General features: G+C 62.4%; 23 protein-coding genes, 1 tRNA gene and 1 pseudogene. 14 read left to right on the forward strand and 11 right to left on the reverse strand.

Annotated elements, in window-relative coordinates; genetic code table 11:
• Positions 1-103 precede the first annotated feature (103 nt).
• The 5 genes from C1M53_RS13965 (at position 104) to C1M53_RS13985 (ending at position 6,484) form a co-directional block, all read left to right on the forward strand.
• A complete protein-coding gene (locus C1M53_RS13965; protein ID WP_129412788.1) occupies positions 104-1,669 on the forward strand; it encodes a cytochrome ubiquinol oxidase subunit I in 1,566 nt (521 codons plus the stop codon).
• Positions 1,670-1,690: 21 nt separating this feature from the next.
• Positions 1,691-2,842 (forward strand): cytochrome d ubiquinol oxidase subunit II, encoded by a 1,152-nt coding sequence (cydB, locus tag C1M53_RS13970; protein WP_129412789.1) that lies wholly within the window; start codon positions 1,691-1,693, stop codon positions 2,840-2,842.
• A gap of 12 nt (positions 2,843-2,854) precedes the next feature.
• Positions 2,855-2,986, forward strand: coding sequence for a cytochrome bd-I oxidase subunit CydX (gene cydX / locus C1M53_RS13975; protein ID WP_129412790.1), 132 nt, complete (start codon positions 2,855-2,857; stop codon positions 2,984-2,986).
• A gap of 259 nt (positions 2,987-3,245) precedes the next feature.
• The gene (locus tag C1M53_RS13980; protein ID WP_245488548.1) at positions 3,246-5,276 is read left to right on the forward strand and encodes a GGDEF domain-containing phosphodiesterase; all 2,031 of its coding nucleotides are present in this window, start codon (positions 3,246-3,248) and stop codon (positions 5,274-5,276) included.
• Positions 5,277-5,476: 200 nt separating this feature from the next.
• Positions 5,477-6,484, forward strand: coding sequence for a GlxA family transcriptional regulator (locus C1M53_RS13985; protein ID WP_129412791.1), 1,008 nt, complete (start codon positions 5,477-5,479; stop codon positions 6,482-6,484).
• Between the two features lie 41 nt (positions 6,485-6,525).
• On the opposite strand, the gene C1M53_RS13990 is transcribed toward C1M53_RS13985, so the two are convergent.
• From C1M53_RS13990 to C1M53_RS14005, 4 genes are all read right to left on the reverse strand, one after another.
• Positions 6,526-7,545 (reverse strand): GlxA family transcriptional regulator, encoded by a 1,020-nt coding sequence (locus C1M53_RS13990; RefSeq protein ID WP_129412792.1) that lies wholly within the window; start codon positions 7,543-7,545, stop codon positions 6,526-6,528.
• A gap of 259 nt (positions 7,546-7,804) precedes the next feature.
• On the reverse strand, positions 7,805-8,077 hold the full coding sequence (locus tag C1M53_RS13995) for a hypothetical protein (RefSeq protein WP_129412793.1): 273 nt from the start codon (positions 8,075-8,077) through the stop codon (positions 7,805-7,807).
• Positions 8,078-8,363: 286 nt separating this feature from the next.
• Positions 8,364-8,440, reverse strand: a tRNA-Arg gene (locus tag C1M53_RS14000).
• A 109-nt stretch (positions 8,441-8,549) separates the two neighbouring features.
• Positions 8,550-9,713 (reverse strand): M20 aminoacylase family protein, encoded by a 1,164-nt coding sequence (locus tag C1M53_RS14005; RefSeq protein ID WP_129412794.1) that lies wholly within the window; start codon positions 9,711-9,713, stop codon positions 8,550-8,552.
• 205 nt (positions 9,714-9,918) lie between these two features.
• Between C1M53_RS14005 and C1M53_RS14010 the strand changes: the two genes are divergently transcribed.
• Complete coding sequence (locus C1M53_RS14010; protein WP_129416172.1) at positions 9,919-11,100, forward strand: D-alanyl-D-alanine carboxypeptidase family protein; 1,182 nt, start codon at positions 9,919-9,921, stop codon at positions 11,098-11,100.
• A 155-nt stretch (positions 11,101-11,255) separates the two neighbouring features.
• On the forward strand, positions 11,256-12,404 hold the full coding sequence (locus C1M53_RS14015; protein WP_129412795.1) for a GTP-binding protein: 1,149 nt from the start codon (positions 11,256-11,258) through the stop codon (positions 12,402-12,404).
• Between the two features lie 175 nt (positions 12,405-12,579).
• Here C1M53_RS14015 and C1M53_RS14020 read toward each other — a convergent pair whose 3' ends face one another.
• The 5 genes and pseudogenes from C1M53_RS14020 to C1M53_RS14040 form a co-directional block, all read right to left on the reverse strand.
• A complete protein-coding gene (locus C1M53_RS14020; protein WP_129412796.1) occupies positions 12,580-12,828 on the reverse strand; it encodes a sulfurtransferase TusA family protein in 249 nt (82 codons plus the stop codon).
• Between the two features lie 6 nt (positions 12,829-12,834).
• Positions 12,835-14,121 (reverse strand): murein L,D-transpeptidase family protein, encoded by a 1,287-nt coding sequence (locus C1M53_RS14025; RefSeq protein ID WP_129412797.1) that lies wholly within the window; start codon positions 14,119-14,121, stop codon positions 12,835-12,837.
• Positions 14,122-14,382: 261 nt separating this feature from the next.
• Positions 14,383-15,332, reverse strand: a pseudogene (locus C1M53_RS14030) (acetyl-CoA carboxylase carboxyltransferase subunit alpha).
• Positions 15,333-15,428: 96 nt separating this feature from the next.
• Positions 15,429-16,343, reverse strand: coding sequence for a site-specific tyrosine recombinase XerD (locus tag C1M53_RS14035; RefSeq protein ID WP_129412798.1), 915 nt, complete (start codon positions 16,341-16,343; stop codon positions 15,429-15,431).
• Positions 16,344-16,467: 124 nt separating this feature from the next.
• Entirely contained in the window at positions 16,468-16,620 is a 153-nt protein-coding gene (locus tag C1M53_RS14040; RefSeq protein ID WP_129412799.1) for a histidine kinase, read from the reverse strand.
• 135 nt (positions 16,621-16,755) lie between these two features.
• On the opposite strand from C1M53_RS14040, the gene C1M53_RS14045 reads away from it, so the two are divergent.
• From C1M53_RS14045 to C1M53_RS14055, 3 genes are read left to right on the forward strand one after another with little or no spacing between them, the layout of a single operon-like run.
• Positions 16,756-17,367 (forward strand): shikimate kinase, encoded by a 612-nt coding sequence (locus C1M53_RS14045; protein WP_129412800.1) that lies wholly within the window; start codon positions 16,756-16,758, stop codon positions 17,365-17,367.
• Entirely contained in the window at positions 17,364-18,479 is a 1,116-nt protein-coding gene (gene aroB, locus C1M53_RS14050) for a 3-dehydroquinate synthase (protein ID WP_129412801.1), read from the forward strand. The genes C1M53_RS14045 and aroB overlap by 4 nt, the downstream gene beginning before the upstream one ends.
• A complete protein-coding gene (locus C1M53_RS14055) occupies positions 18,476-19,402 on the forward strand; it encodes a transporter associated domain-containing protein (RefSeq protein WP_129412802.1) in 927 nt (308 codons plus the stop codon). Before aroB ends, C1M53_RS14055 begins: the two co-directional genes overlap by 4 nt.
• On the opposite strand, the gene C1M53_RS14060 is transcribed toward C1M53_RS14055, so the two are convergent.
• Positions 19,350-20,054, reverse strand: coding sequence for an aquaporin (locus tag C1M53_RS14060; RefSeq protein ID WP_129412803.1), 705 nt, complete (start codon positions 20,052-20,054; stop codon positions 19,350-19,352). The genes C1M53_RS14055 and C1M53_RS14060 overlap by 53 nt on opposite strands.
• Positions 20,055-20,142: 88 nt before the next feature.
• Entirely contained in the window at positions 20,143-20,445 is a 303-nt protein-coding gene (locus tag C1M53_RS14065) for a BolA family protein (protein ID WP_129412804.1), read from the reverse strand.
• A 158-nt stretch (positions 20,446-20,603) separates the two neighbouring features.
• On the opposite strand from C1M53_RS14065, the gene C1M53_RS14070 reads away from it, so the two are divergent.
• From C1M53_RS14070 to C1M53_RS14085, 4 genes are all read left to right on the forward strand, one after another.
• Positions 20,604-21,221 (forward strand): J domain-containing protein, encoded by a 618-nt coding sequence (locus C1M53_RS14070; RefSeq protein WP_129412805.1) that lies wholly within the window; start codon positions 20,604-20,606, stop codon positions 21,219-21,221.
• A gap of 127 nt (positions 21,222-21,348) precedes the next feature.
• Positions 21,349-22,335, forward strand: a complete 987-nt coding sequence (cobS, locus tag C1M53_RS14075) for a cobaltochelatase subunit CobS (RefSeq protein WP_129412806.1) — start codon at positions 21,349-21,351, stop codon at positions 22,333-22,335.
• Between the two features lie 12 nt (positions 22,336-22,347).
• Positions 22,348-24,246 carry a cobaltochelatase subunit CobT gene (gene cobT, locus C1M53_RS14080; RefSeq protein WP_129412807.1) on the forward strand — a complete coding sequence of 633 codons (1,899 nt, stop codon included), beginning with the start codon at positions 22,348-22,350 and terminating at the stop codon, positions 24,244-24,246.
• 20 nt (positions 24,247-24,266) lie between these two features.
• Complete coding sequence (locus tag C1M53_RS14085; RefSeq protein ID WP_129412808.1) at positions 24,267-25,277, forward strand: esterase-like activity of phytase family protein; 1,011 nt, start codon at positions 24,267-24,269, stop codon at positions 25,275-25,277.
• Positions 25,278-25,365: the final 88 nt, after the last annotated feature.

The raw sequence follows: 25,365 nt of genomic DNA on the forward strand, positions 1-25,365 counted from the left end.
CGTTCATCCGGGCTTGCGTCGAAGAGGCACAAGGCAAGCTATTGTAATCATCATTTTATGCTCGTCTTATAGTGAGCGTCGTGACGCCTATAGGGGACGCCAGATGACCGATCCGCTACTCGTCGAATTGTCGCGCCTGCAGTTCGCGCTGACCGCGATGTATCACTTCCTGTTCGTGCCGCTGACCCTCGGTCTCTCCATCATGATCGCAATGATGGAGACGGTCTACGTCATGACCAAGCGCACCATCTGGCGCGACATGACCAAGTTCTGGGGCGTGCTGTTCGGCATCAACTTCGCCCTCGGCGTCGCGACGGGCATCACGATGGAGTTCCAGTTCGGAATGAACTGGGCCTTCTATTCGCACTATGTCGGCGATGTGTTCGGCGCGCCGCTCGCCATCGAAGGCCTGATGGCCTTCTTCCTCGAAGCCACATTCGTCGGGCTGTTCTTCTTCGGCTGGGAAAAGCTGTCTGCCCGCGCGCATCTCGCCGTCACCTGGCTGGTCGCGCTCGCCACCAACTTCTCGGCGCTGTGGATCCTGATCGCCAATGCCTGGATGCAGAACCCGGTCGGAGCCGCCTTCAACCCCGACACGATGCGCATGGAAGTCACCGACTTCATCGCCGTCCTGTTCAATCCGGTCGCACAGGCGAAATTCGTCCATACGGTTTCGGCCGGCTATGTCTGCGGCGCAACCTTCGTGCTCGGCATCTCGGCCTTCTACATGCTGCGCGGCCGCCATATCGAGCTGGCCAAGCGCTCCTTCGTCATCGCCGCGGCCTTCGGCACGGCGTCGGCCCTTTCCGTGATCGTGCTCGGCGACGAGAGCGGTTACGAGATCACCGACAACCAGAAAATGAAGCTGGCCGCCATGGAGGCGATGTGGGAAACCGAGCCGGCACCGGCATCGTTCACGGCCATCGGCATTCCCGACATGCAGGACAAGACCACGCATTTTGCGATCCGGATCCCCTGGGTGATGGGTCTTATCGGCACGCGTTCGATCGACAAACAGATCCCCGGCATATTCGAGCTGGTGGAGCGTGCCGAAAAGCGCATCCGCGACGGCATCCCGGCCTATGATGCGCTGGAGCAGCTGAAGGCCGACCACGGCAATGCCGCCGCGCGGGCGCGTTTCGACGCTACCAGTGCCGATCTCGGCTATGCGCTGCTCCTGAAGCGTTACGTCGCCGATCCGCGCCAGGCGACGGAAGAGCAAATCAAGCAGGCGGCATGGGATACTGTGCCCACCGTTCCGGCGATCTTCTTCACGTTCCGCATCATGGTGGCGTGCGGTTTCCTGCTGCTCGCCGTGTTCCTGACCTCGCTGTGGTACACGATGCGCGAGACGCCGGCGCCGCGCTGGCTGTTCCGCATGGCCCTCTTCGCCATGCCGCTGCCCTGGATTGCCGTCGAGGTCGGCTGGTTCGTGGCCGAGTTCGGCCGCCAACCCTGGGTCATCGAAGGTGTGCTGCCGACCTTCCTTGCCACATCCCAGCTCGGCATCAGCGATCTCATCATCACCATACTGGGCTTCACGCTGGTCTACGGCACGCTCGCCGTCATCGAGGTCCGGCTGATGCTGGCGGCCATCGCCAAGGGTCCGGCAACGGAACATGACCATGCCGCACCGTCAGGCAGCACCACGCTCGTTGCCGCGAAATAGGCACCTGGAAGGAACACGGATATGATCGAGTTTCTTTTCGACTACACCACGCTTCGCCTGATCTGGTGGGTTCTGCTCGGTGTCCTGCTGATCGGCTTTGCCGTGACGGACGGTTTCGACATGGGGGTCGGCACGCTACTGCCTTTTGTCGCCAAGACCGACATCGAACGTCGTGTCGCCATCAACACGGTCGGTCCGGTCTGGGAAGGCAACCAGGTGTGGTTCATCCTCGGTGGCGGTGCGATCTTCGCAGCCTGGCCCGCGCTGTACGCGGTGAGCTTCTCGGGCTTCTACCTGGCGATGTTCCTGGTCCTGTTCGCGCTGATCCTGCGGCCCGTCGGGTTCAAGTACCGTTCCAAGCGCGACAGCCAGCGCTGGCGCAACAACTGGGATTGGGCGCTGTTCATCGGCGGCGCCGTGCCGGCGCTGATCTTCGGCGTGGCGATCGGCAATGTCCTGCAGGGCGTGCCTTTCCATTTCACCGACGACCTGCGCCCGATCTATGAAGGCAACCTGTTTGGCCTGCTCAATCCGCTGGCGATCTTCTGCGGGCTGGTGTCGCTGGCGATGCTGGTCATGCATGGCGCCGCGTGGCTCGCCTTCAAGGCCGATGGAGTGGTTGGCGAGCGTGCCGCGGCGATCGGGCCCAAGGCTGCGCTGCTGGCCGCGATCCTCTTCGCACTCGGCGGCGTTTTCATCTCGCTGGGCTGGTTCGGCGGCTATGAGGTGACCAGTCCGATCGTTTGGGACGGACCATCCAATCCGCTGCGCAAGACGGTTGCCGAGAATGCCGGCGCATGGCTGCACAATTTCCAGACCATGCCGCTGCTGTGGCTGGCGCCGTTGCTCGGCGTGCTGCTGCCGCTGGCGGTCGCGGCAGGCTTCAGGGCGCGCAAGGCCGGCCTGACCTTCTTCGCCTCACAGCTTTCCATCGTCTGCATCATCGCCACGGTCGGCTTGGCGATGTTCCCGATCATCCTGCCGTCGAGCACCAACCCCGGCCATTCGCTTGCGGTGTTCGATGCTTCGTCCAGCCGCGCGACGCTGCGCAACATGCTGTTCGCCACCGTGATCTTCCTGCCGCTCATCCTGCTCTACACCGCCTGGGTCTACCGGGTGCTGTGGGGCAAGGTGAGCGAGAAGGACATTCACGACGCCGACCACGCTTATTGAGGAAGAACGGCCATGTGGTACTTCGCCTGGATACTCGGCCTCGGCCTCGCCGCAACCGTCGGTATTCTCAACGCCTTGTGGTACGAGCTGCGCGTCCTGCGCGACCAGCCGCAGGACCTGACGCAGAAGCAGCCTACACCCTGACGAGACCTCACCCCCTGGGAGGATGAGGTTTCCGTGAGCGACTACACGGGTATGGCGAACGTCGCCGGCCGTCGACGCGGCCGGCGTTAGGTTTCTCGTTTTTCTCCACCAGTTCTCCAAGGTGGCCAGATTTTAACCACGCATTTTCTTGCGACTACCTGAGCCGGTTCTTTTGGAGTACGCAACGTAAGCCCTGACTGACCGGGGCGGGCCAGGGGATCGTCGCCCCTGGTTCAAAGTGCAGGCCAGGAGATTTTTCTTGTGGCGTCTTTCGATCGCAGACCTCCGTTCCCGGCTCTCCATGCGCGTCTGGATTGGCCTTGCTGAAAGCAATGTCGTGGCCGGACACGGTACCGGCACGACCGCGGTCTCATCCCGATCGCTGCCGACGGCCCCGGTGCGGGCCGGCATCCTCGCCGATCAGCTTGCTGACCTGAAAGCAGGGCTTTTCATCTCGATGCCGATCGGCATCGTGCTTGCAGCCGTGATCCTGGTCGAACAGATCCGCTCGGAGGGAGGTCTCCTTGCTTCCTTCTGGTTTGCGGCGAGCGTTGCGGTCAGCGGCGGACGCATTGCGCTCGCGCTCAGACGATCGGACGCAAACGGAGGTGACGAGAACACGGTCCGCGCCGCGCTCGTGCGGTATGGATTGCTGGCCTTGCTGTCGGGGATCATCTGGACGCTGCCTGCCGTGTTCACGCATGGTTACACGAACCCGCACTGGCCGCTCTATCTCATTGTGCTGGCAGGCGCCTGTGCCGGATCCGTGACTTATGGTGCTGCCTACGCGCCGGCCTCCCTCAATTTCATGGTCCCGCCGCTCGTGGTGGCTGCGGGCTGCCTTGTGGCCAAAGGCGACACTGACAGCTACATCCTGACATTCACGGTGATCCTGTTCTTCGGCGGTATGGTGAGGAGCGCCTTCATCGGTCAGTCCCGGTTCTGCGAGACGAGCCGCCTCAAACATGAAGCCAAGGCGTTCGCCGCCGAGATGCAACGGACTTCCAGGCTCGACCCGCTGACCAATCTGCTCAATCGAAGCGGATTGGAGCAGGCCGTGGGCCGGCTCGGACCGGAGGACGGTCCGTTCGTGGTCATGCTGATCGATCTGGATGGCTTCAAGTCGGTCAACGACACCTATGGCCACAGCGTCGGCGATGACCTGCTGGTGAATGTTGCGGCTACGATCGAAAGCCATGCCCCGGAAAGAGCGACCATCGCGCGTATCGGCGGCGACGAATTCGTCCTGCTTTTTTCAGCCGAAGGGCGAATTCAGACCGAGGTGTTCGCAGGCTCGATCATATCCGCAATCGCAAGCCAGGTTTCCACTTTGAATTCGGTGCGTATCGGCGCTTCGATCGGCATCTACGCGTCGGACAAACCACATCTCACCGAAATGCTGCTTCGCGCAGACTTTGCGCTCTACGCCGCCAAACGCAGCGGCAGGAACGAATACTGCTTTTTTGACCAGGAGCTTGAGGAGGCGCTCGAGCGCAAGCATTGCATTGAACGCGATCTGCGCTCGGCCATCGAGGCGGGTGCTGTGTGCTCCTGGTTCCAGCCTGTCCTGCGGCTGGATACGAATGCGACGGTCGGTTTCGAGGCCCTCCTGCGATGGCAGCATCCGCTGCACGGCTTCCTTTCCCCTCCCGCGGTGGTGAACGCGGCTCGCGAAACCGGTCTGCAGTCCCTGCTGACGGAGACGGTCCTGCTCAACTGCTGCTCGATGATTGAAGAGCTGATCGGGAGTGGTCGCGGTCACATGCGCGTCGCGATGAACCTGTCGCCGCGAGAACTGGAAGCGGGCAATGTCGATGACATGATCCTTGGGACGCTCGCTGCGAAGAACATCCCGGCAGCAATGCTCGAAATCGAGATCACGGAGGAAGCCCCGATCGATCGCGGCAGGGTGGACAGGAAACTCGAACGCCTGGCCGACGCAGGCATATCGATTGTGCTCGATGATTTCGGGACCGGATTTTCGACCCTCCTGTCGCTGAAGGACAGCCGTATCCGCAAGATCAAGATCGACCAGAACTTCGTGCGCAATCTCTCCAAGTCCGCCGAGGATCAGGCTCTCGTCAAAGCCGTCATCGATCTTGGGCAGGCTCTCGAGATCGAGGTGATGGCTGAAGGCGTGGAGACCGATGAAGACCGGTTGATCCTCGTGTCCCTCGGTTGCCTGATTGCGCAGGGCTACCTTTTCTCGGCCGCCGTGCCGATGGACAGGGCCCTGGGCTTCACCCCTGAGCCCGATCGCGCGCTGCGGCTGCCACTGTTCACCAGCTGACCAATCGCGGCAGCTTCACGCCTCTTGAAGCCGCATAAGCAAATTTCCGATAATGTATAGTTCACTGCCAAAACTGCAAAGCAAGAGGCGAAGCTCGGGGGGTATTGTTTCTCGAGCAATCGCGCGCCGGCCCAAAGTCAGTTTCTCGGTCTTCTTGCCGGGCAGCAGAATTCAGGAGGCGCTTCCTGCAAGGCAACAAGATGACCAAGCAGACAACGGACGAAGATCACCTGGTCGTATTCTTCCTGATGCCTGAGTTCACCATGCTGGCCTTCACCTCGGCGATCGAGACGCTGCGTCTGGCAAACAGAGCGCTCGGCGGATCGGGGTATCGCTGGCGGGTTTCCTCGACAGGTGGTGAAGGCGTCACGGCAAGCTGCGGCCTCTCCATCGCAGCCCAGTCATCGATCGCCGAAGAACGGCTGGCGCTTGGCCATCCCGACCGCGCTGACTTGGTGATCGTCTGTTCGGGCCAGAATGTCTCACGGTACTACGACAGGTCAGCGGGTGCATGGCTGCGGGAGTGCAGGCAGAGGGGGGTCGTCGTTGGCGGCGTCTGCACCGGTGCGTACACGCTCGCAAAAGCCGGGCTTCTCGACCACAAACGCTGCACCATCCATTGGGAGAACTACCCGCAGTTCAGCGAGGTGTTCCCGCAGGCACTGGCCAACACAAGCGTCTATGAGATCGACGGAGGTATCTACACGTGCGCCGGCGGCACTGCCACCTTCGATATGATGCTGGACGTCGTGCGCAAGGACTATGGTGACGATACAGCTTCGGCGGTATGTGCCCAGGCCCTGATAGACCGGGTGCGGTTGCCTTCGGAGCCGCAACGGGCGCCACTCTCCGTACGCCTCAAACAATGCACGACCAGTCTGCTCAGGGCGGTTTCGCGTATGGAGAAAGCCCTGGATCAGCCGGTTGCCATAACTGCCATCGCGAGGGACCTGAAGATGTCGCGCCGGCAGCTCGAGAGGCTGTTCAGGACGGAGCTGGGGTCGTCCCCGGCGCAGTACTACACGAAGATGCGCATCGAGCGCGCCAGGCTCCTGCTCAAACAATCCCCGATGCCGATCGTGGAAGTTGCCATAGCAAGCGGATTCACGTCCGCGTCGCATTTTTCGAAAGTCTACAAGCGTGCATTTGGCTGCTCGCCGTTGCGGACGCGGGAGCAGAACAGCGACGCGCTTGTCGCTGCGGCCTGATCGGCCCCTCAGCTTGAATTGCCCTGCCGGCGTTGGCGTACTCAAACGGTCTGGCGGCCGAAAGATCTCATGCGCCTGCGGGTCCCGGATGGGCTCTCGCCAAAATGGGAGCGGTAGCATCGCGTGAACGCGGAAGCCGACGTGAATCCGGTCGTGACCGCGATCTCGGCGAATGAGCTTCTCGTTTCAATAACACGGCGCCTGGCGGCATTCATGCGCAGGGCGACGTAGTGCACATGAGGTGCTACGCCCATCGTGCGATGGAACAGTGTCTGCAGGTGCCGCGCACTCATCCGTAATGTCGACGCCAGCTCGTCGAGTGCCATCGGCTGCTCGATCGTCTGCTCCATGATGCGGATCGCGGCTGCCACCCGAGGCTCTCCCACATGAAGATCATGGCCAGTCACGGTTTCGCTGCGCCGGTCGGACAGCGCGTCGGTGTAGATGAACAGCCGGTTCACCTCCAGCGCCAGCGAGTAGCCCTGCCTGCACTTGATGAGCTCTAGCATCAGATCGATGGTGGGCAGTGAACCGCTTGTCGTCACACGCTTGCCGTCAATCACGAACCTGGAGAAACTGACATCGACTGCCGGGTGCCTGGCGGTGAAATCGTCGATGTCCTCCCAGTGCGTCGTTGCCTTGAAATGGTCGAGCAGACCGGCGCGGGCGAGCAGCCATGTTCCGGATTCGATCCCGGCGACAAAAGGCCGATGGCGGGCAGTTCGGGAAAGCTGGGCGATCAGTTGCGGCGAGGCCGCGCGCATCCAGTTGTAGCTGGCCAGCACAAACAGGGGATTGGTATCGGCATTTGGCCGAAACACCTCACTTGCCGGTATCGGAATATGGCTGGTTGTTTCGACGGGCCCGCCATCGGGAGTCAGAATCCGCCAGCGGTATTTCTCTTCACCGGCAATCCGGTTCGCGCCACGAAGGGGTTCGATGACGGAGGCCAGCAGGATGAGGTTGGTTTCCGGAAGCAGGAGAATGTCGATGCACAGCGGATCGATGGAATGCGAGAACGTGTCCGGAACTGGTTTGGTTCTCGATGGATCGGCGAACATGGCGCGGCCTGTTTCCCTGCGTGGGCGCGTCCTCTGTTAGCCTTGGCACAGTCTGAAGGCGAGGCCCTTTTTCAACAAGGCCGGGCTGCGACATCTGCGATCTACGCGGCCCGGTCCTTGCCTGCCGACACAATTCGGGGCTGCCCGACCATTTGTTTTGGCCCTTGCACCCCAGCCCTAAGCAGCCCACGCCCTGACGAGACCTTCCCCTGGGGATGAGGTTTCCGGCGGCATGTTCGCCGCCGGCCGGCTGCCGCCGTCAATTGCCTGCAGGAGAGTCCGGTGTTTTCCCGTCCTGCTCGAATGGATCGACCGGGAAGAGGTCGTCCTGCGAGATTTCCCGCGTTTCTCCTCGCCGCACGTCTCTGACGACGTAGGTGTTGCTTTCTTCGGAACAGCGCGCCTCTTCAATGAGCATCGCGTTTCCATCCAGCGTCCAGACCGTCTTCTTGACCGGCCAGCATTCCTCATCTGCAAATGCAGGGGCAGCGGCGGCAATCAAGGAAACTGCCGCGAGAAACATTTTCGTCATTACAACCTTTCGATTTCCAACTTTGTGCGGGGGTGAATCAAAGTCCCGCTGCGGGCCCTGCTACAAACACCGACACGAACGGTGCCATCCGAAACAGGACCTTAGCCATAGTTGCGAGCATCATGCTCGTGCGAGTCGCATTACAACCCCGAAAATGGGGCACCAGCGTGAATGCTGTGTAACAAGTCCAGTGTGGTCAAAAAGCAGAATCGGGAAGGACGTGAGGCCCGCTTGCGTCCGTCACCAAGTTGGCGCCTCAAATGAAGGTGTCTTTCAAGGGCTTGAATGGTGATCCCGACAGGAATCGAACCTGTGACCTACAGATTAGGAATCTGCCGCTCTATCCTACTGAGCTACGGGACCACGCGGGCGAACACATAGCCGTTTCACACCGCTTCGCCAAGTGCCGAGCGGCCCAAATTGGACGGCTCGCCCGGCAAGAGGACGGTTCGAGGCGTAGGATGGCCGATTGTCAGGCGGCCAGCGCCTTTTCGGCAAGCTTCACCCAGTAGCTGACGCCGTGCGGAATGACCTCGTCGTTGAAATCATAGGCGGGGTGGTGCAGGCCGGCACTGTCGCCGTTGCCGATGAAGATGAAGGCGCCAGGGCGGGCTTCGAGCATGTAGGAGAAGTCCTCGCCACCCATCACCGGCTGGATCGTGCGCTGCACCTGCGCGTCGCCGGCTACCTCGGCGGCGATATCGCCTGAAAAGACGGTCTCGTCGGGATGGTTGAAGGTGACCGGATAGTTGGCGTCGTAGTCGACCTCGATCGTGGTGTCGTGAGCGGCGGCCAGGCCAGCGCAGAGCTGGCGGATGCGCTGCTCGGCCTTCCTGGCGACCTCCTTCTTCAGCGAGCGCACCGTACCGGCGATCTCGGCGGCTTCCGGGATGACGTTGTAGGCATCGCCGGCGTGGAACTTGGTGACCGAGACGACGACCGATTCGACCGGGTCGGTGTTTCGCGAGGCGATCGTCTGCAGGGCGCCGACCAGCTGGCTGGCGATGACGATCGGATCGATGGTGCCGTGCGGCATCGCCGCATGGCCGCCGCGGCCCTTGACGGTGATGGTGAATTCGGCGGTCGCCGCCATGATCGGGCCCGGACGGATGGCGAACTGGCCGACCGGCAGGCCCGGCATGTTATGCATGCCGAACACCTTCTGGATGCCGAAACGATCCATCATGCCGTCCTTGACCATTTCGTTGCCGCCGCCGCCGCCCTCTTCGGCAGGCTGGAAGATCACGGCGACCGAGCCCGCGAAATTGCGCGTCTCGGCAAGATATTTGGCCGCACCCAGCAGCATGGCGGTGTGGCCGTCATGGCCGCAGGCGTGCATCTTGCCTGGGGTCTGCGAGGCGTAGGGCTTGCCGGTGGTCTCGGTGATCGGCAGCGCGTCCATGTCGGCGCGCAGGCCGACGGTGGAGCCGCTGCCCTTGCCGCCGCGAATGATGCCGACGACGCCGGTCTTGCCGATGCCGGTCACCACCTCGTCGCAGCCGAATTCCTTCAGCTTCTCGGTGACGAAGGCCGCGGTCTCGAACACGTCGAAATTCAGCTCCGGCTTCTGGTGGATGTGACGACGCCAGCCGGCGACCTCTTCCTGCAGTTCGGCGGCGCGGTTCAGAATGGGCATAGGTCTCAAACTCGCTGTTGGTCCGGTCTCAATCCGGCGTGGACAGAATTGTGATCGCCTATGCTTTGCCTTGGTGATGTCACATAGGCTAGATAGCAGCGCGGCATTGCGGCCAGGAGGTGGCCGAATGACGAAACCTGACGATCCGTGGACAAATCTTACGGAGACCAGGGTGATGACGGCAAGAGCGATTTCGGAACGGATGATGAGGCCAAGGCATTTGCTCAAGATTCTGTCGGCAGGCGCGGTGTTTGCTGCCGCTCTCGCGGCGCAGCAGGCTCAGGCCAATCCGGCCGTGCTGTTCGACCTCGACAATGGCCGTATCCTGGAACATCAGGACGCGTTCAAGCGCTGGTATCCGGCCTCGCTGACCAAGCTGATGACCGCCTATGTCGCCTTCAAGGCGATCGCCGACGGCGAAGCGGCGCTCAATTCGCCGATCCGCATGACCAAGCTGGCCAGCAGCCAGCCGCCGTCGAAGATGGGCTTCAAGCCGGGTTCGGTGCTGCGGCTCGATACTGCAGTCAAGATCATGATCACCAAGTCGGCCAATGACGTCGCCATGGCGATCGGCGAGAATATCGGCGGCACGCAGGAAGATTTTGCCGCGCGCATGAATGCCACAGCCGCGCAACTCGGCATGACCGGCACGCATTTCGTCAATCCCAACGGCCTGTTCTCGCCCGACCAGTACACGACCGCACGTGACATTGCGCTGCTGGTGACGGCGCTGCGCCGCGATTTCCCGCAATACCAGCCATGGTTCTCGATCGAAGGGCTTTCGCTCGGCAAGAAGAAGATCCCGAACTACAACCTGCTGGTCGGCCGCTATCCCGGCGCCACCGGCATGAAGACCGGTTTCGTGTGTCCCTCGGGCTTCAACATGGTCGGCACGGCGACGCGCAACGGCCGTACGCTGGCCGCCGTGGTGCTGGGCGAGAAATCGGCGATCGCGCGCGCCGATGCCGCCGCGAAGCTGCTTGACCAGGGTTTCGGCACGTCGATGACGACATCCGCCAGCCTGACCTCCCTGCAGCCCTATGGCGACACGCTGGCGGTCAACGACATGCAGGAAGAGGTCTGCAACAAGCAGCCGAAGGAGGCCCAGTCCGAGGCGGCTCCGGCGCCTGATGCCAAGGCGCCGAAATCGCCCTGGCGCGAAAAGCTGGTCAATCCAAGGCTGGTCGCGGTCAGCCTCGGCGGCGCGACTGGACCGGTGCCGAGGGCGATGATCGGCCGCGTCGAAGTCGCCGATACGGCACCCGAAACAGGCAAGGCTGCCAATGTGCCGGTCCCTGTCTGGCGGCCGGACCGGCCCGCCCCGGCCTTCGTGGCTCCGGTCGCGGCCGGTATGCAAGGCGACCAGCCGGTCAAGACGGCCAACTAGCGCATGATCCTGAACCGAACGGTCAAGGCAGCAAGAAGCTGCAGACTTTTCGGACGAGGAGGGCAGCATCCGCTGCCCGTCATGGGCTGAAACAAGGGTTAGGGCATTCCCTGTTTCCAGGAATGCAGAAACGCTCCAGCAGCGAGGCAGGCATCATGAGCGGCGCGACTTTCCCCATTCCCGTCACCGTGGTGACGGGGTTCCTGGGCGCCGGCAAGACCACGCTGCTCAACCGCCTGCTGAAAGATCCCGCACTCACCGACACCGCCGTCATCATCAACGAATATGGCGAGGTCGCGATCGACCATCTCCTGGTCGAACAGGCTTCGGACGGCATCATCCAGCTTTCAGACGGCTGTCTGTGCTGCACCGTGCGCGGCGAACTGGTCGACACGCTGGCCGACCTCGTCGATCGCCTGCAGACCGGGCGCATCGAGAACCTGGCACGCGTCGTCATCGAAACGACCGGTCTTGCCGACCCAGCGCCGGTGCTGCAATCGATCATGGCGCATCCGGCACTGGTGCAGGCCTTCCGCCTCGATGGCGTCGTCACGCTGGTCGATGCGGTCAATGGTGCCGCGACGCTTGATGCTCATGTCGAGGCGCTGAAGCAGGCGGCAATGGCCGACCGGCTGGTGCTCACCAAAGCCGATCTCGCCGATGCCGCGCAGGTCGCTGCGCTGACGGCGCGACTGAAGGATATCAATCCGGGCGCCCGGCTTCTCGATGTCCAGGCCGCCGGTGCCGCCGCGTTGCTCGACTGCGGCCTCTACAATCCAGCCGCCAAAGGCGCCGATGTCGCGCGCTGGCTGGGAGAAGCGGCGGACGACCATCATCACCATGACCACGGTGATCACCATGACCATGACCATGATCATGATCACGATCACCACGATCATGACCATGATCACGATCACCATGGACATCGCCACGACTCTCGGGTGAAGACCTTTTCGCTGGTGCACGACGGCCCGGTGGCATTCGCGGCGATCGACATGTTCTTCGATCTGCTGCGTTCGACACATGGCGAGCATCTGCTGCGCATGAAGGGCGTGATCGAGCTGAAGGAAGATCCGGAGCGGCCGCTGGTCGTGCACGGCGTACAGAAGCTGCTGCATCCACCGGCACGGCTACCGGTATGGCCGGATGGTCAGCGCGGCACGCGGCTGGTGCTGATCACGCTCGACATGCCGGAAGACTATGTGCGCCGGCTGTTCTCGGCATTGACCGATCGCCCGGCGATCGACACGCCGGATCGAGACGCCCTGACGAACAATCCGCTGGCGATTGCCGGGCGCCGATAACGGAGGTCCTGGATGTCACGCATCCAGGACGCCTCAAGCGCCGGCGCGGCTCATCCGGGCCGCCTGGCTTTGCGCAAACAAGCGCGGCGCCCAAGAACATGATCGATTGGCGCGTGCTCCAACCAGAATGACCGTTGGTATAGAGCATCCCTTTAGCGCTCAAAGCAATGGAACGTCAGGCGCCGCGCTCGACCAGGAACCGGTGGCCGCCCGGCACGGCGGCAGTCTCGACCAGCCGGTGGCCGCTCTGGCTGCAGAAGGCGGGGATGTCGATCACGGCGAGCGGATCCGTAGTCTCCAGCCACAACAGGCCGCCGGGCTGCATGTCCGTCAGCCGCTTGCGCGCCTTCAGGACCGGCAACGGACAGTTCAGTCCCTTGAGGTCGTAAACTGCGGGTGTCTCGGCAGCGGTTTCCTGCGGCATGCCGGCTCAGCCGCCGAACATGCCGAGCAGTTTTTTCTTCATCTGCGACAGGCGGCTCTCGTCCTCGACCGGTGCTTCCGGCGCGGGCTGAACCTGAGCCGTCAAGGTCTCCGCCGGCTCCGAAGCCTTCTTCTTGGCCGCTTCCTTGGCGGCCAGGGCTTCAGCCTTGATGCGTTCCTTTTCCGCCTTGGCGAAAGCAATCGCCGCCTTCTTCTCTTCCTCGGCCTTCTTCTTGGCCGCCTGCTCGGCTTCGAGTGCTGCCATCTTGCGTCCGGCGGGGGAATCGATACGGCCCATGCGGGTCATGTTCTCGGTGACCGAGCCGTCATGGTTCATCGATGGCGGCTCGATGGTGATGCGTTCGCCGCGGGCACGGCGCTTGGTCCAGTCTGAGACCAGGTTGGCTTCCTTGATACCGGCGATCGAGGCCTTGGGCGCCGGTGTGGATTCGTTCATGGCGCTGGCGAAGGCCGCGTCATAGTTCTTCTGGTAGGCGCCGTAGGCGACCTTCAGCGGATCCGGAGTGGTGCTGATCGGGCAGGCGCCGGTCGGATTGAACTTCTGGCCGTCCGGCGCGACCTGGTTGAAGACATAGCGCTTCTCGCAGACGTCGACCTTCGGCGGCACCTTGGTGATCTCGAAATTGTCGTAGCCCACCTTCAGCATCTTCCAGAACTCGTAGTTCGGGTCGCTGCGGTAGCGCGCCATGTTGGCGGCGGTCATGCGGAAGGGATAGGCCTGGATCTGGAATTCGGTCTGGCCGCCTTTGAAGGCGTCGCGCGCGAAAGCGTAGATCTCTTCGATCTGCGGGTCGTTCATCGAATAGCAGCCGGACGACGAACAGGCGCCGTGCACCATCAGGTTGGAGCCGGTGCGACCGTTGGCGCGATCATAGGTGTTCGGGTAGCCGATGTTGAAGGAGAGATGATAGCCCGACTTCGGGTTCATCTGGCCGGGGCGCACCGTGTAGAAACCTTCCGGCGCCTGACGGTCGCCCTCGGTGTATTTGGGGCCGAGCTTGCCGGAATAGCGACAGATCGGATAGCTGGCGATGATCTCGTAACGGCCGTTGGTCTTCTGCTTCCAGACCTCGACGACGTTCTCTTCCTTGAAGATGCGCCCGACGATAGGCGACTCGCGATTCATGCCCTTGGCACGCATGTCGGCGAGGATCTTTTCAGGCAGCTGCTTGTTGGCACCCTGCGGTACGAAGTCGGCAACCGACTTTTCGTTACAGCCGGCCACGGCAAGAACGCTGATCATGAAGCCGGTGCGTGCAAGTTTCGCGAACATGGATGCGCTGTCGTCTTCTAATTGTACACCACGGGCTTCAAGGCCCAGGCGTTACCCCGAAGATCGATGGACCCTAAGCCCGTTAACCTTGAAATTTCCTTACTGCAAGCAGCGCCGGCAGTCTTCCCGACAAAGTGACTGAGCCGAAAGCGACGGCAATTTTGTGGCGAGAAACCGGTTCTTCGCCACATTTTGAAGCATCAGGGCCGGCCCAGCCAGACGGCAATGCTACCGGAAACGCCATCCGTTCCGGTCAACTCGTCAAAGCGAACGCCCCATGGCGAGGTATTTTTCGCGGCGTTGTTCGCGGAAATCCACGTTGGAGCTGGCGAAATCCTGCATCGTCTTGGCGATCAGGTCACCCGTGGCACCGATCACCTTCTCAGGCTCGCGATGGGCGCCGCCAAGCGGTTCGGGGATGATGGCGTCGATGATCTTGAGTTCGAGCAGGTCCTGCGCGGTGATCTTCATGTTCGTCGCCGCATCCTTCGAACGCGTGGTGTCGCGCCACAGGATGGAAGCAGCCCCCTCGGGCGAAATCACCGAATAGATCGCGTGTTCGAGCATGTAGACGCGGTTGGCGGTCGCAATCGCGACGCGCCGCCCGAACCGCCTTCGCCGATGACGATCGAGATCGACGGCACTTTCAGCGCCAGGCCTGCCGACGTCGAACGCGCGATTGCCTCGGCCTGGCCGCGTTCCTCGGCATCGACGCCGGGGAATGCGCCGGCGGTGTCGACCAGCGTGACCAGCGGCACCTTGAAACGATCGGCCATTTCCATGACGCGCACCGCCTTACGGTAGCCTTCGGGCCGGACCGAGCCGAAATTGTGCTTCAGGCGGCTGGCGGTGTCGGAGCCCTTTTCCTGACCGATGACGGCGACCGATTCTCCACGGAAGCGGGCGAACCCGCAGACGATGGCCTGGTCTTCGCCGAAGCCGCGATCGCCGGCCAGCGGCGTGAAATCTGTGAAAAGGCCGCTGATGTAGTCGAGGCAATGCGGTCGGTCGGGGTGGCGCGCCACCTGCACCTTCTGCCATGGCGTCAACATCTTGTAGGCCTCGCGCAGCGCTTCGCGCGCCCGCTTTTCCAGCCGCGCGATCTCGTCGGCGACATCGACGGCCTCGCCGCTGTCGGCAAGCTTCTTCAGTTCGAGGATCTTGCCCTCGAGGTCCTGAACCGGTTTTTCGAAGTCGAGGTAATTGTACATTCGTGAGGGGACCGCTGCGCCGGAAAACAGATGGACAGGAAGCCGTAACGGCAGTTCCGAGCTGTGAAACGTCGCCCTCACATAGCGACACCGGGCCTAGTCGGCAAGCGGATGGTGATCGTTGACCAGCCGAACGAGCCTTTCCTCGAGAACATGGGTGTAGATCTGGGTGGTCGAAATATCGGCATGGCCGAGCAATTGCTGCACGGCGCGCAGGTCCGCGCCGTTCTGAAGCAGATGGCTGGCGAAAGCATGCCGCAGGACGTGCGGCGATATCCTCGACGCTGCGATACCGGCGCGGGCGGCCAGGCCTTTCAGGTCGCGCGCGAAGACCTGGCGGGGCAGGTGGCCGCTGTCGGACGAGGAGGGAAACAGGAACGCGCTTTCGGCATAAGCCGGCACTCTGGCGCGCGCAGCAAGCCAGGCGGTCATGGCGACACGGGCCTTGGTCGAAAGCGGCACCATCCGTTCCTTGTTGCCCTTGCCGCGCACCATGAAGAAGCGGTCGTCGCGTTGCGCCACCGTCACCGGCAGGCCGACAAGTTCGGAAACGCGCAACCCCGTGGCGTAGAGCACTTCCACCAGCGCATGCAGCCTGAGTGCGGCAAGGGGATCGCCGCCGGATGGCGGTTCCTTCGCTTCGGCAGCGGCGCGGTCGAGCAGGCGGCCTGCTTCGGCTTCGCCCATCGTCTTCGGCAGCGGGCGGCCTTTCTTCGGGCTGTCCAGCGTGCCGGTGGGATCGTCCTGGCGCAGTCCCTCGGCGTAGAGAAACTTGAAAAACTGGCGCAGTGCCGAAAGCTTGCGTGCCTGTGATGTCGGCGCAAAGCCTTGCGCTGCGATGCCGTCGAGATAGCCGCGGATGTCGCCCGGGGCAGCATTGGCCAGGCCACCCTTGATGGCAGAGGCGGCATCTTCCAGGTCACGGCGATAGCTGGCCAGCGTGTTCTCGGCAGCACCCCGCTCGGCACTCATCATCTCGAGGAAAGCTTCGATGCGGGCGGCACTGCTCATGGTGCAGGCTCTTTCGCTGACCAAAGCATGTCGCGCAAAAGTGTGTAGCGGTTTTGCGATAACGACATGCGCGAAACAACGGACCTAAAGCGCAAGGAGCAGATCTGAAAGATCGCGACGCGCATCAGTTTTTCTTCGGGTTGAGCTTTTCGGCCGGGATGCGCACCGAAAGCTCGGCCTGCTTGGGTGAAACGAACATCACCAGCGCGAACATCGCGCCATAGGCAAGGCCGGCCAGGATCGCCAGGGTCACGACGAGGCGGAGCAGGGTCGGCATGGGTTCGGTTGGCGCCTTGATTCTGTGGTGTTGCCGGAAACGTCCCGTTATGGGACGGCGATTCGGTCATTTCAAGGGTGGTTCGCCACCTGCGCCGCTTGACGCAAAGGGGCTTTTCATGTCGATACGCCGGCAATGAACCCGCAAACCGCCATTCCGCAGGACGAAAGCCGTGTCGCGCTGATCGAGCGGCTTGGCGGCCGTTCCATCGTGTTTGTCGGACTGATGGGAGCCGGCAAGACGGCTATCGGCCGCAAGACGGCTGGAGCACTCGGGCTCACCTTCATCGACAGCGATCAGGAGATCGAGGGTGTGTCGCGCATGACCATCCCCGAACTTTTCGAACGCTATGGCGAGACGGAATTCCGTGCGCTCGAGCAGCGGGTCATCCTGCGGCTGCTGGAACAGGGGCCGCAGGTGCTCTCTACGGGCGGCGGTGCCTTCATGAACGCGCAGACGCGTGAGGCGATCGCCGCGCATGGCATTTCCGTGTGGCTGAAAGCCGATCTCGACCTTCTGATGGATCGAGTGTCCAAGAAGCAGAACCGCCCGTTGCTGAAGACCGCCAATCCGCGCGCCACGCTGCAGAAACTGATGGATGACCGCTATCCGACCTATGCGCTCGCCAATGTCACCGTGCCGACCCGCGACGAGCGCAAGGAAGTGATCGCCGAGGAAGTGATCGCGGCGCTGTGCGGTCATTTCAACATCCAGGCGGCCGTTGCCGCCGACGAGGGGCAGGCATGAGCAAGACCGTCACCGTCGAGGTCGGACTGGGTGACCGCGCCTATGACATCCTGATCGGCCCGGGCTTGCTCGGTCGCGCCGGCGAGACGGTTTCTGCCCGCCTGCCAGGCACGCGCGTGGCGATCGTTACCGACGAGAATGTCGCGACAAGTCATCTCGAAACGCTGAAAAGCGGGCTGGGGAGTGGCGGTGTGGCCGTCGCAGCCACCGTCATGCTGCCGGCTGGCGAAAAAACCAAGAGCTTCGATCATCTTCAGGACGTGGTCGACGCGGTCCTGGGCGCGAAACTGGAACGTCGCGATGCTGTCGTTGCACTGGGCGGCGGCGTGATCGGCGACCTCGCCGGCTTCGCCGCAGGCATCGTGCGGCGCGGCATGGATTTCGTGCAGGTCCCGACCTCGCTGCTTGCCCAGGTCGATTCATCGGTTGGCGGCAAAACCGGCATCAACAGTGCGCGCGGCAAGAACCTGATCGGCGTCTTCCATCAGCCGAAACTGGTGCTGGCCGACAGCGGCGTGCTCGACACGCTGCCGATCCGCGAATTCCGCGCCGGCTACGCCGAACTCGCCAAATACGGACTGATCGACCGGCCTGCCTTCTTCGCCTGGCTGGAAAAGAACTGGCAGGAGGTCTTTGACGGTGGCGATGCCCGCATCGAGGCCATCGCCGAAGCCTGCCGGGCCAAGGCCGATGTGGTGGCGCGCGATGAATTCGAAACCGGCGATCGGGCATTGCTCAATCTTGGTCATACCTTCGGTCACGCGCTGGAAGCAGCGACTGCCTATGACGGCACCAGGCTGGTGCATGGCGAAGGGGTGTCGATCGGCATGGTGCTGGCGCATCGTTTCTCCGCGCGGCTGAACCTGGCGAGCCAGGATGACGCAGCACGTGTCGAAGCCCATCTGAAGGCAGTCGGCTTGCCGACGCGTGTCGCCGACATTCCAGGCGAATTGCCGGGTCCGGAAAAACTGTTCGACTACATCACCCAGGACAAGAAGGTATCGCGCGGTGCGCTGACCTTCATCCTGACGCGCGGCATCGGGCAATCCTTCATCGCCAGGGATGTTCCAGCTTCAGAGGTGGTGGCGTTCCTGCGGGACAGCCTCGAATGAGCGAAATGGCGGGATGGATCGTTGCCGCCGGGCTGGTTGTCCTCGCGATACTGGCCGTCCTGCTCCGCAAGCCACTGCTTGCTTCCTTCGGCCTGCAACTGATCAGCCGGAAACGGCGGCGCCTGACGCAACAGGAAGCGCGCGCCGTGATCTCGCGGCTGCGCAGCGAAGCGAAAGCCATGAAAGAGGATCGCAACCGGGTCGAGGCGCTGCTGGCGCTGCGCGAGCTGGAAGTCTCCGACGTCATGGTTCATCGCACCAACATGCGCTCCGTCAACGCCGACAACGCGCCGGAGGCGATCGTGCGCGAGGTGCTGCAGAGCCCGCACACCAGGCTGCCATTGTGGAAGAGTTCGCTCGACAATATCGTCGGAATTCTTCACGCAAAGGACCTGCTGCGGGCGCTCAACGAAGTCGACAATGATTTTTCGAAGATCGACATCCTGAAGATCGCGGCGAAGCCCTGGTTCGTGCCGGACACGACCAGCCTGGAGGAGCAGCTCAACGCGTTTCTGCGCCGTCGCGCCCATATCGCCATCGTCGTCGACGAATATGGCGAGGTGGAGGGATTGCTGACGCTGGAGGACATCATCGAAGAAATCGTCGGCGAGATTTCCGACGAGCACGACATCGATGTCCAGGGTGTGAAGCAGGAAGCCGACGGCTCGGTGGTGGTGGAAGGCACGGTGTCGATCCGCGATCTCAACCGGGCGCTGGGGTGGACACTGCCCGATGAGGAGGCGACGACGATCGCCGGCCTCATCATTCACGAGGCACAGTCGATCCCGGTCGAGAAGCAGGCTTTCACCTTCCACGGCAAGCGCTTCCTGGTGATGAAGCGCGACAAGAATCGCATCGCGCGGATCCGGATCAGGCCGGCGTCCGTAGAGATCCAGCAGCAAGAGGCTCCGAAGCTGCAGTAGCCTTCGGCCAGAACAGGCGTGCGATAAGGTATGCCGTGAAGGCGCCGACGCACTGCGCGATGATCCAGCCGGCGACATCAGCAAGCCGGATGCCTGCCGTGGTTGCCGTGAAGGCGCGGGCAAATGTCATGGCGGGATTGGCGAAGGAAGAGGACGCGGTAAACCAGTAGGCGGCCGCGATGTAGAGGCCGACCGTCGCAGCGGTCGCCGCGGGCTTGCGGGCAGCGCAGCCGAGCACGACCAGCAGCAGGCCGAATGTCGCCACCGCTTCCGAGAGCCATATGCCGGAGCTGTCGCGTGCCGTCGTGGAGAATTGCAACACCGGCTGCCCGAACATGGCATGCGCCACCCAGATGCCGATGATCGCGCCGACGATCTGGGCGACGATGTAGGGAAGGCATTCGCGCCGGGCGAAATCACCGTTGGCGGCAAGTCCGAGACTGACCACGGGGTTCATGTGCGCACCCGACACCGGTCCGAAGGCAGAGATCAGCACGAACAGCATGCCGCCGGTGGAGGTCGAGGTGACAAAGAGCGCAAAGGCCGGATTGTCGGGCGCCAATGTCGTGCCCATGATGGTCGAGCCGATAACCGTAGCGAGCAGCAGCGCAGTCGCCAGCGCTTCCGACGCCAGTCGTGTGTGAAGTGGCATGGTATTGATCTCCCCCAGCCAGGGAGTTTTCCAAGCCGGGGAGAAGCCGTCTACGCGCGACGGCGAAAGAAGTGTTTCAAGTTTTGGGCTACCAGCGCGTCTTTTCGCCGGGGGCCGCCGGTTCGATCGCCAGCGCGTGCAGGCCAGCCTTCAGCTCGTCGGCCAGCAGGGTATTGACGGCGCGATGACGCTCGATGCGGCTCATGCCGGAAAAGGCAGGCGAAACGATGCGGATGCGGAAATGGGTCTCACCGGTGCCATCGAAAGTGGCATGATGATCGTTCTCGGCGTGGTGATGGCCGGCATGAAGGTGGCTTTCGTTGACAATGGCCAATCTTTCGGGCGCAAAAGCATCGGTCAGCTTTTTTTCCATCGCCGTCTGCATGGACATTGTCGTTCTCCTTCACCACATAGGCTTGATCGCCAACAATTTTCGTCGCCGGCCGGCTGTCGTTCGCCCCGTTTAAGCCGCGATTCAGCGGTTAGGGCGATCATCGCCGAAATGTCAATTCTTGTATCGCCGGGCGAACAGCCCATAAATGGGGTCAGATGAAGCCCTATCCAAAATATTTCGAAAAACTCCGCATTCGTCCGGAAAAGGACGCGGAGCTGAAGTCGCGCGCACCGACCTGCCAGTGGGACGGCTGCAAGGAACCGGGCACGCATCGCGCACCGGTCGGACGCATGGCCGAAGGGAAATATTTCAAATTCTGCTTCGACCACGTGCGCGAGTACAACAAGGGCTTCAACTATTTTTCGGGCGTTCCCGATTCCGAAATCGCGCGTTTCCAGAAGGAAGCGGCGACCGGGCATCGCCCGACCTGGACCATGGGCACCAATGGCGGCACCCATACTGCGCCCGATTTCGCGAAGCAGCGTTCCGGCCGTGCCGGCTACTACAACCGCATGCGTGATCCCTACAACCTGTTCAATGAGCCGCGAGACCACGGTGCCCCGCGTGAACGCAAGGCGAGGCCGCTTGAGGCCAAGGCGCTGGAAACGCTTGGCCTTGACACAAAGGCGACTGGCCAAGAGATCAAGGCGCGGTATAAGGAACTCGTGAAGCGCCACCATCCGGATGCGAATGGCGGTGACAGAGGTTCGGAAGACCGGTTCCGCGATGTGCTGCAAGCCTATCGCGTGCTCAAGCAGGCAGGCCTGTGTTGAGCTCAAGCTGAGCTGAGGTCGTGCCTTTTTCCAACTATCCTCGGGTTGGAAAAGGTTTTATGACCGCCCCGAACAATTTGGGTTGCCGGCGAAGCGCAACGCTTCGCCCGTGGAGACGTTGAGACGCATGAACAAGGTCGATCGCGATATCGCCAACCTGCCCGACACGACGGTGTCGGTGAAGGAAAAATTCGGCTTCGAATCCAAGATGGTGGTGCCGGCTTATTCGGTGGCCACGGAGCATGTTCCGGATGTCGACCCGGACTATCTGTTCGATCAGCACACCACCATGGCGATCCTCGCCGGCTTCGCCTACAACCGTCGTGTCATGGTGTCGGGCTATCACGGCACCGGCAAGTCGACGCACATCGAGCAGGTTGCCGCCCGCCTCAACTGGCCCTGCGTACGCGTCAACCTCGACAGCCATGTCAGCCGTATCGATCTCGTCGGCAAGGACGCGATCGTCGTCAAGGAAGGCATGCAGGTCACTGAATTCCGTGACGGCATCCTGCCCTGGGCCTACCAGCACAATGTCGCGCTCTGCTTCGACGAGTACGATGCGGGTCGCCCGGACGTGATGTTCGTCATCCAGCGCGTGCTGGAAAGCTCGGGCCGCCTGACCTTGCTCGACCAGAGCCGCGTCATCCGCCCGCATCCGGCCTTCCGCCTGTTCGCCACCGCCAACACGGTTGGTCTCGGCGACACCACCGGCCTCTATCACGGCACGCAGCAGATCAACCAGGCGCAGATGGACCGCTGGTCGATCGTGACCACGCTGAACTATCTGCCGCATGACAACGAAGTCGCCATCGTGCTGGCCAAGGCCAAGCACTACAAGAACGACAAGGGCAAGGACATCGTCAACAAGATGGTGCGCGTCGCCGACATGACGCGTTCGGCTTTCATCAATGGCGACCTGTCGACCGTGATGAGCCCGCGTACCGTGATCACATGGGCCGAAAATGCCGAGATCTTCGGCAATGTCGGCATGGCGTTCCGGCTGACCTTCCTGAACAAGTGCGACGAGCTCGAGCGTTCGGTGGTGGCCGAGTTCTATCAGCGTGCCTTCGGTGAGGATCTCCCGGAGAGCTCCGCCAACGTGGTGCTTGGCTAAGCAGGAAGTTCCATGGCCGGCCCCGGCGACAACACGCGCAACAAGCCGAAGAACGGCTCGGACACGGATGCTTTCAAGCGTGCCGTGACGGTGTGCATGCGGGCGATCTCCGGCGACAAGGAGATGGAAGTCGGCTTCGCCAAGGAGCGACCGGCGCTGGCCGGCAGCCGTGCCCGCCTGCCGGAATTGCCGAAGAAGGCTTCAGCCGTCGACATCGCGGTGACCCGCGGTCTCGGCGATTCCATGGCGTTGAAACGCGCCTGCCACGATGTCCGCATCCACACCAAGCTGGCCCCGGAAGGCAAGCAGGCGCGCGCCATTTTCGATGCGGTCGAACAGGCCCGTGTCGAGGCGATCGGTTCGCGCATGATGGCCGGCGTCGCCGACAACATCGGCACGATGCTGGACGACAAATACGCAAAGGCCAATCTGGCCGATGTGCGCGATCGTGCCGATGCGCCGCTCGAGGAAGCGCTGGCGCTGATGGTTCGCGAAAAGCTGACCGGCCGCGCGGTGCCGAAGAGCGGCCAACGCATGGTCGATCTCTGGCGGCCTTGGGTCGAAGACAAGGCCGGTGCCGATCTCGATGGACTCGCCGGAAAGCTGGAAGACCAGCAGGCCTTCGCCCGTGTCGTGCGCGAGATGCTCGCTTCCATGGAAATGGCCGAGGAACTCGGCGACGACCAGGAAACCGAGGACACCGAGGACGACAACGAAAACCAGCCGCAGGGCGAAGAGCAGAGCGAGGAAGGCGGCGAGGACGATTCCGGTTCCGACCAGTCGCAGGCCGAGGACGCCGACGCCTCCGACGATGATGAGGACTCCGCCGAGGCCGAGGCCACGGACGCCACTTCGCAGGACCTGTCCGACGAAGAAGAGGCCGATGCCGAGACCCCGGGCGAAGCCAAGCGTAACGACAACCCCTTCGCCACGATCTCGAAGGATGTCGACTACAAGGTCTTCACCTCGGCTTTCGACGAGACGGTGGGCGCGGAGGAACTGTGCGACGAGGAGGAACTCGACCGCCTGCGCGCCTTCCTCGACAAGCAGCTTGCCAATCTGCAGGGCGTGGTGGGCCGGCTGGCCAACCGGTTGCAGCGCCGCCTGATGGCGCAGCAGAACCGTTCCTGGGATTTCGACCTGGAGGAAGGTTATCTCGATCCGGCGCGGCTGGTGCGTGTCGTCATTGATCCGATGCAGCCGCTTTCCTTCAAGCAGGAACGCGATACCAAGTTCCGCGATACGGTGGTGTCGCTGGTGCTCGACAATTCAGGCTCCATGCGCGGCCGGCCGATCACGGTGGCGGCGACCTGTGCCGACATCCTGGCGCGCACGCTGGAGCGTTGCGGCGTTTCGGTCGAGATCCTGGGCTTTACGACACGCGCCTGGAAGGGCGGGCAGGCGCGCGAGAAGTGGCTGAAGGACGGCAAGCCGCCGGCGCCTGGTCGCCTCAACGATCTGCGCCACATCGTCTACAAGTCGGCTGATGCACCATGGCGGCGGGCGCGTCGCAATCTCGGCCTGATGATGCGCGAGGGCCTGCTCAAGGAAAATATCGACGGCGAGGCGCTGTTGTGGGCGCATAACCGGCTGATCGGCCGGCCCGAGCAGCGCAAGATCCTGATGATGATCTCGGATGGCGCGCCGGTCGACGATTCCACGCTTTCGGTCAATCCGGGCAACTATCTGGAACGGCACCTGCGCGCCGTGATCGAACTGATCGAAGATCGGTCGCCGGTGGAACTGCTCGCCATCGGTATCGGTCACGACGTCACCCGCTATTATCGCCGCGCCGTCACCATCGTAGATGCGGAAGAACTGGCCGGTGCGATGACCGAGCAGCTTGCCTCGCTGTTTGGCGAGGAGACCGCGCGCGACATGCGCCGCGGTGGTTTCAGGCGCGCTTCGTGAGCCGTTCAGGGCGGGTGTCGATGCCTGGAGGACTTCGGCTCCTTGCTGCATTCGTCGTTGGCTTCCTGGCTACCTCACCGGCTTTCGCAGCAGGGCGTCAGGCTGTCGAGCCGGTCGAAATCAGCGTGCGGCAGATCACGCAGTTCCATATTGGCCGGGACGAAAGGAAGTTCGGGCCGCTGGAGTTCGTCGGCGGGCTTGAGATGACCGGCTCGTCGCGCGATTTCGGCGCCCTGTCGGCTTTCCGGTTTCTCACCCCGGGCAGTGACTTCATCGGCGTGACCGACACCGGTTTCTGGTATTTCGGTTCCATCGCCCGCATGGCGCAAGGTCAGCCCTTTGCCATCTTCAACTTCACCATGCAGCAGATGGTGAATGAAAAAGGCCAACCGATCGACAGGAAATGGGAAGTCGACGCAGAGGGCCTGAACGTCAAGGATGGCATCGCAACGGTCGGCTTCGAGCGCAACCATCGTGTCGCGCAGTTCAAGATCGACCCGACCGGCATGAAAGCGCCGTTCAGGCTGCTCGACTTCCTCGTCCCGGCAAACGAGCTGCGCAGGAACCGCGGCTTCGAGACCGTGACACGCGCACCGGCCGATGGCCCGCTGAAAGGCGCACTGGTGGTGGTGTCCGAAAAGAGCCTGGACAAGAGTGGCAACATCTACGCCGCCATCATCGAAGGTCCCGGCAAGGGCATCTTCACCGTCAAGCGTAACGGCGAGTTCGACATCACCGACGGCGGGTTCCTTCCCGGGGGTGATCTGCTGCTTCTGGAGCGCTCCTTCTCGATGGCTGGCGGCGTCAAGATGCGGCTGCGCCGCATCGCCGGTGCCGAGATCGCCAAGGGCAAGATTGCTGATGGCGCGGTGCTGCTGGAGGCCGATATGGCCTACCAGATCGACAACATGGAAGGCATGGATGTCTGGCGACGTGACGACGGCAAGCTGATCGTGTCGCTGGTCTCCGACGACAATCATTCGATCCTGCAGCGCAACCTCTACCTGGAATTCATCCTCAGCGAGGACTGAGAGCGCGCTGGCGCCGGGCTGGAGCAATTCCAGCAAAAAGTGCGTAGCGGTCTTCCGTCAGGAATTGCGTAAAAATAGAGAGTTAGAG

Origin of the sequence: Mesorhizobium sp. Pch-S (assembly GCF_004136315.1) — a bacterium.
Taxonomy (GTDB): domain Bacteria; phylum Pseudomonadota; class Alphaproteobacteria; order Rhizobiales; family Rhizobiaceae; genus Mesorhizobium.

Excerpts from the sequence above, each read along its gene's own strand:
- C1M53_RS14055 (WP_129412802.1), top strand. The coding sequence starts at position 18,476 with ATGAGCGAAATGGCGGGATGGATCGTTGCCGCCGGGCTGGTTGTCCTC.
- C1M53_RS13995 (WP_129412793.1), bottom strand. The coding sequence starts at position 8,077 with ATGACGAAAATGTTTCTCGCGGCAGTTTCCTTGATTGCCGCCGCTGCC.
- C1M53_RS14005 (WP_129412794.1), bottom strand. The coding sequence starts at position 9,713 with ATGCCCATTCTGAACCGCGCCGCCGAACTGCAGGAAGAGGTCGCCGGC.
- C1M53_RS14010 (WP_129416172.1), top strand. The coding sequence starts at position 9,919 with ATGAGGCCAAGGCATTTGCTCAAGATTCTGTCGGCAGGCGCGGTGTTT.
- cobS (WP_129412806.1), top strand. The coding sequence starts at position 21,349 with ATGAACAAGGTCGATCGCGATATCGCCAACCTGCCCGACACGACGGTG.
- C1M53_RS14070 (WP_129412805.1), top strand. The coding sequence starts at position 20,604 with ATGAAGCCCTATCCAAAATATTTCGAAAAACTCCGCATTCGTCCGGAA.
- C1M53_RS14085 (WP_129412808.1), top strand. The coding sequence starts at position 24,267 with ATGCCTGGAGGACTTCGGCTCCTTGCTGCATTCGTCGTTGGCTTCCTG.
- C1M53_RS13990 (WP_129412792.1), bottom strand. The coding sequence starts at position 7,545 with ATGTTCGCCGATCCATCGAGAACCAAACCAGTTCCGGACACGTTCTCG.
- cobT (WP_129412807.1), top strand. The coding sequence starts at position 22,348 with ATGGCCGGCCCCGGCGACAACACGCGCAACAAGCCGAAGAACGGCTCG.
- C1M53_RS14025 (WP_129412797.1), bottom strand. The coding sequence starts at position 14,121 with ATGTTCGCGAAACTTGCACGCACCGGCTTCATGATCAGCGTTCTTGCC.
- C1M53_RS13985 (WP_129412791.1), top strand. The coding sequence starts at position 5,477 with ATGACCAAGCAGACAACGGACGAAGATCACCTGGTCGTATTCTTCCTG.
- C1M53_RS14045 (WP_129412800.1), top strand. The coding sequence starts at position 16,756 with ATGAACCCGCAAACCGCCATTCCGCAGGACGAAAGCCGTGTCGCGCTG.
- C1M53_RS14015 (WP_129412795.1), top strand. The coding sequence starts at position 11,256 with ATGAGCGGCGCGACTTTCCCCATTCCCGTCACCGTGGTGACGGGGTTC.
- C1M53_RS14060 (WP_129412803.1), bottom strand. The coding sequence starts at position 20,054 with ATGCCACTTCACACACGACTGGCGTCGGAAGCGCTGGCGACTGCGCTG.
- C1M53_RS14035 (WP_129412798.1), bottom strand. The coding sequence starts at position 16,343 with ATGAGCAGTGCCGCCCGCATCGAAGCTTTCCTCGAGATGATGAGTGCC.
- C1M53_RS13965 (WP_129412788.1), top strand. The coding sequence starts at position 104 with ATGACCGATCCGCTACTCGTCGAATTGTCGCGCCTGCAGTTCGCGCTG.
- cydX (WP_129412790.1), top strand. The coding sequence starts at position 2,855 with ATGTGGTACTTCGCCTGGATACTCGGCCTCGGCCTCGCCGCAACCGTC.
- cydB (WP_129412789.1), top strand. The coding sequence starts at position 1,691 with ATGATCGAGTTTCTTTTCGACTACACCACGCTTCGCCTGATCTGGTGG.
- C1M53_RS14040 (WP_129412799.1), bottom strand. The coding sequence starts at position 16,620 with ATGCCGACCCTGCTCCGCCTCGTCGTGACCCTGGCGATCCTGGCCGGC.
- aroB (WP_129412801.1), top strand. The coding sequence starts at position 17,364 with ATGAGCAAGACCGTCACCGTCGAGGTCGGACTGGGTGACCGCGCCTAT.
- C1M53_RS14065 (WP_129412804.1), bottom strand. The coding sequence starts at position 20,445 with ATGTCCATGCAGACGGCGATGGAAAAAAAGCTGACCGATGCTTTTGCG.
- C1M53_RS14020 (WP_129412796.1), bottom strand. The coding sequence starts at position 12,828 with ATGCCGCAGGAAACCGCTGCCGAGACACCCGCAGTTTACGACCTCAAG.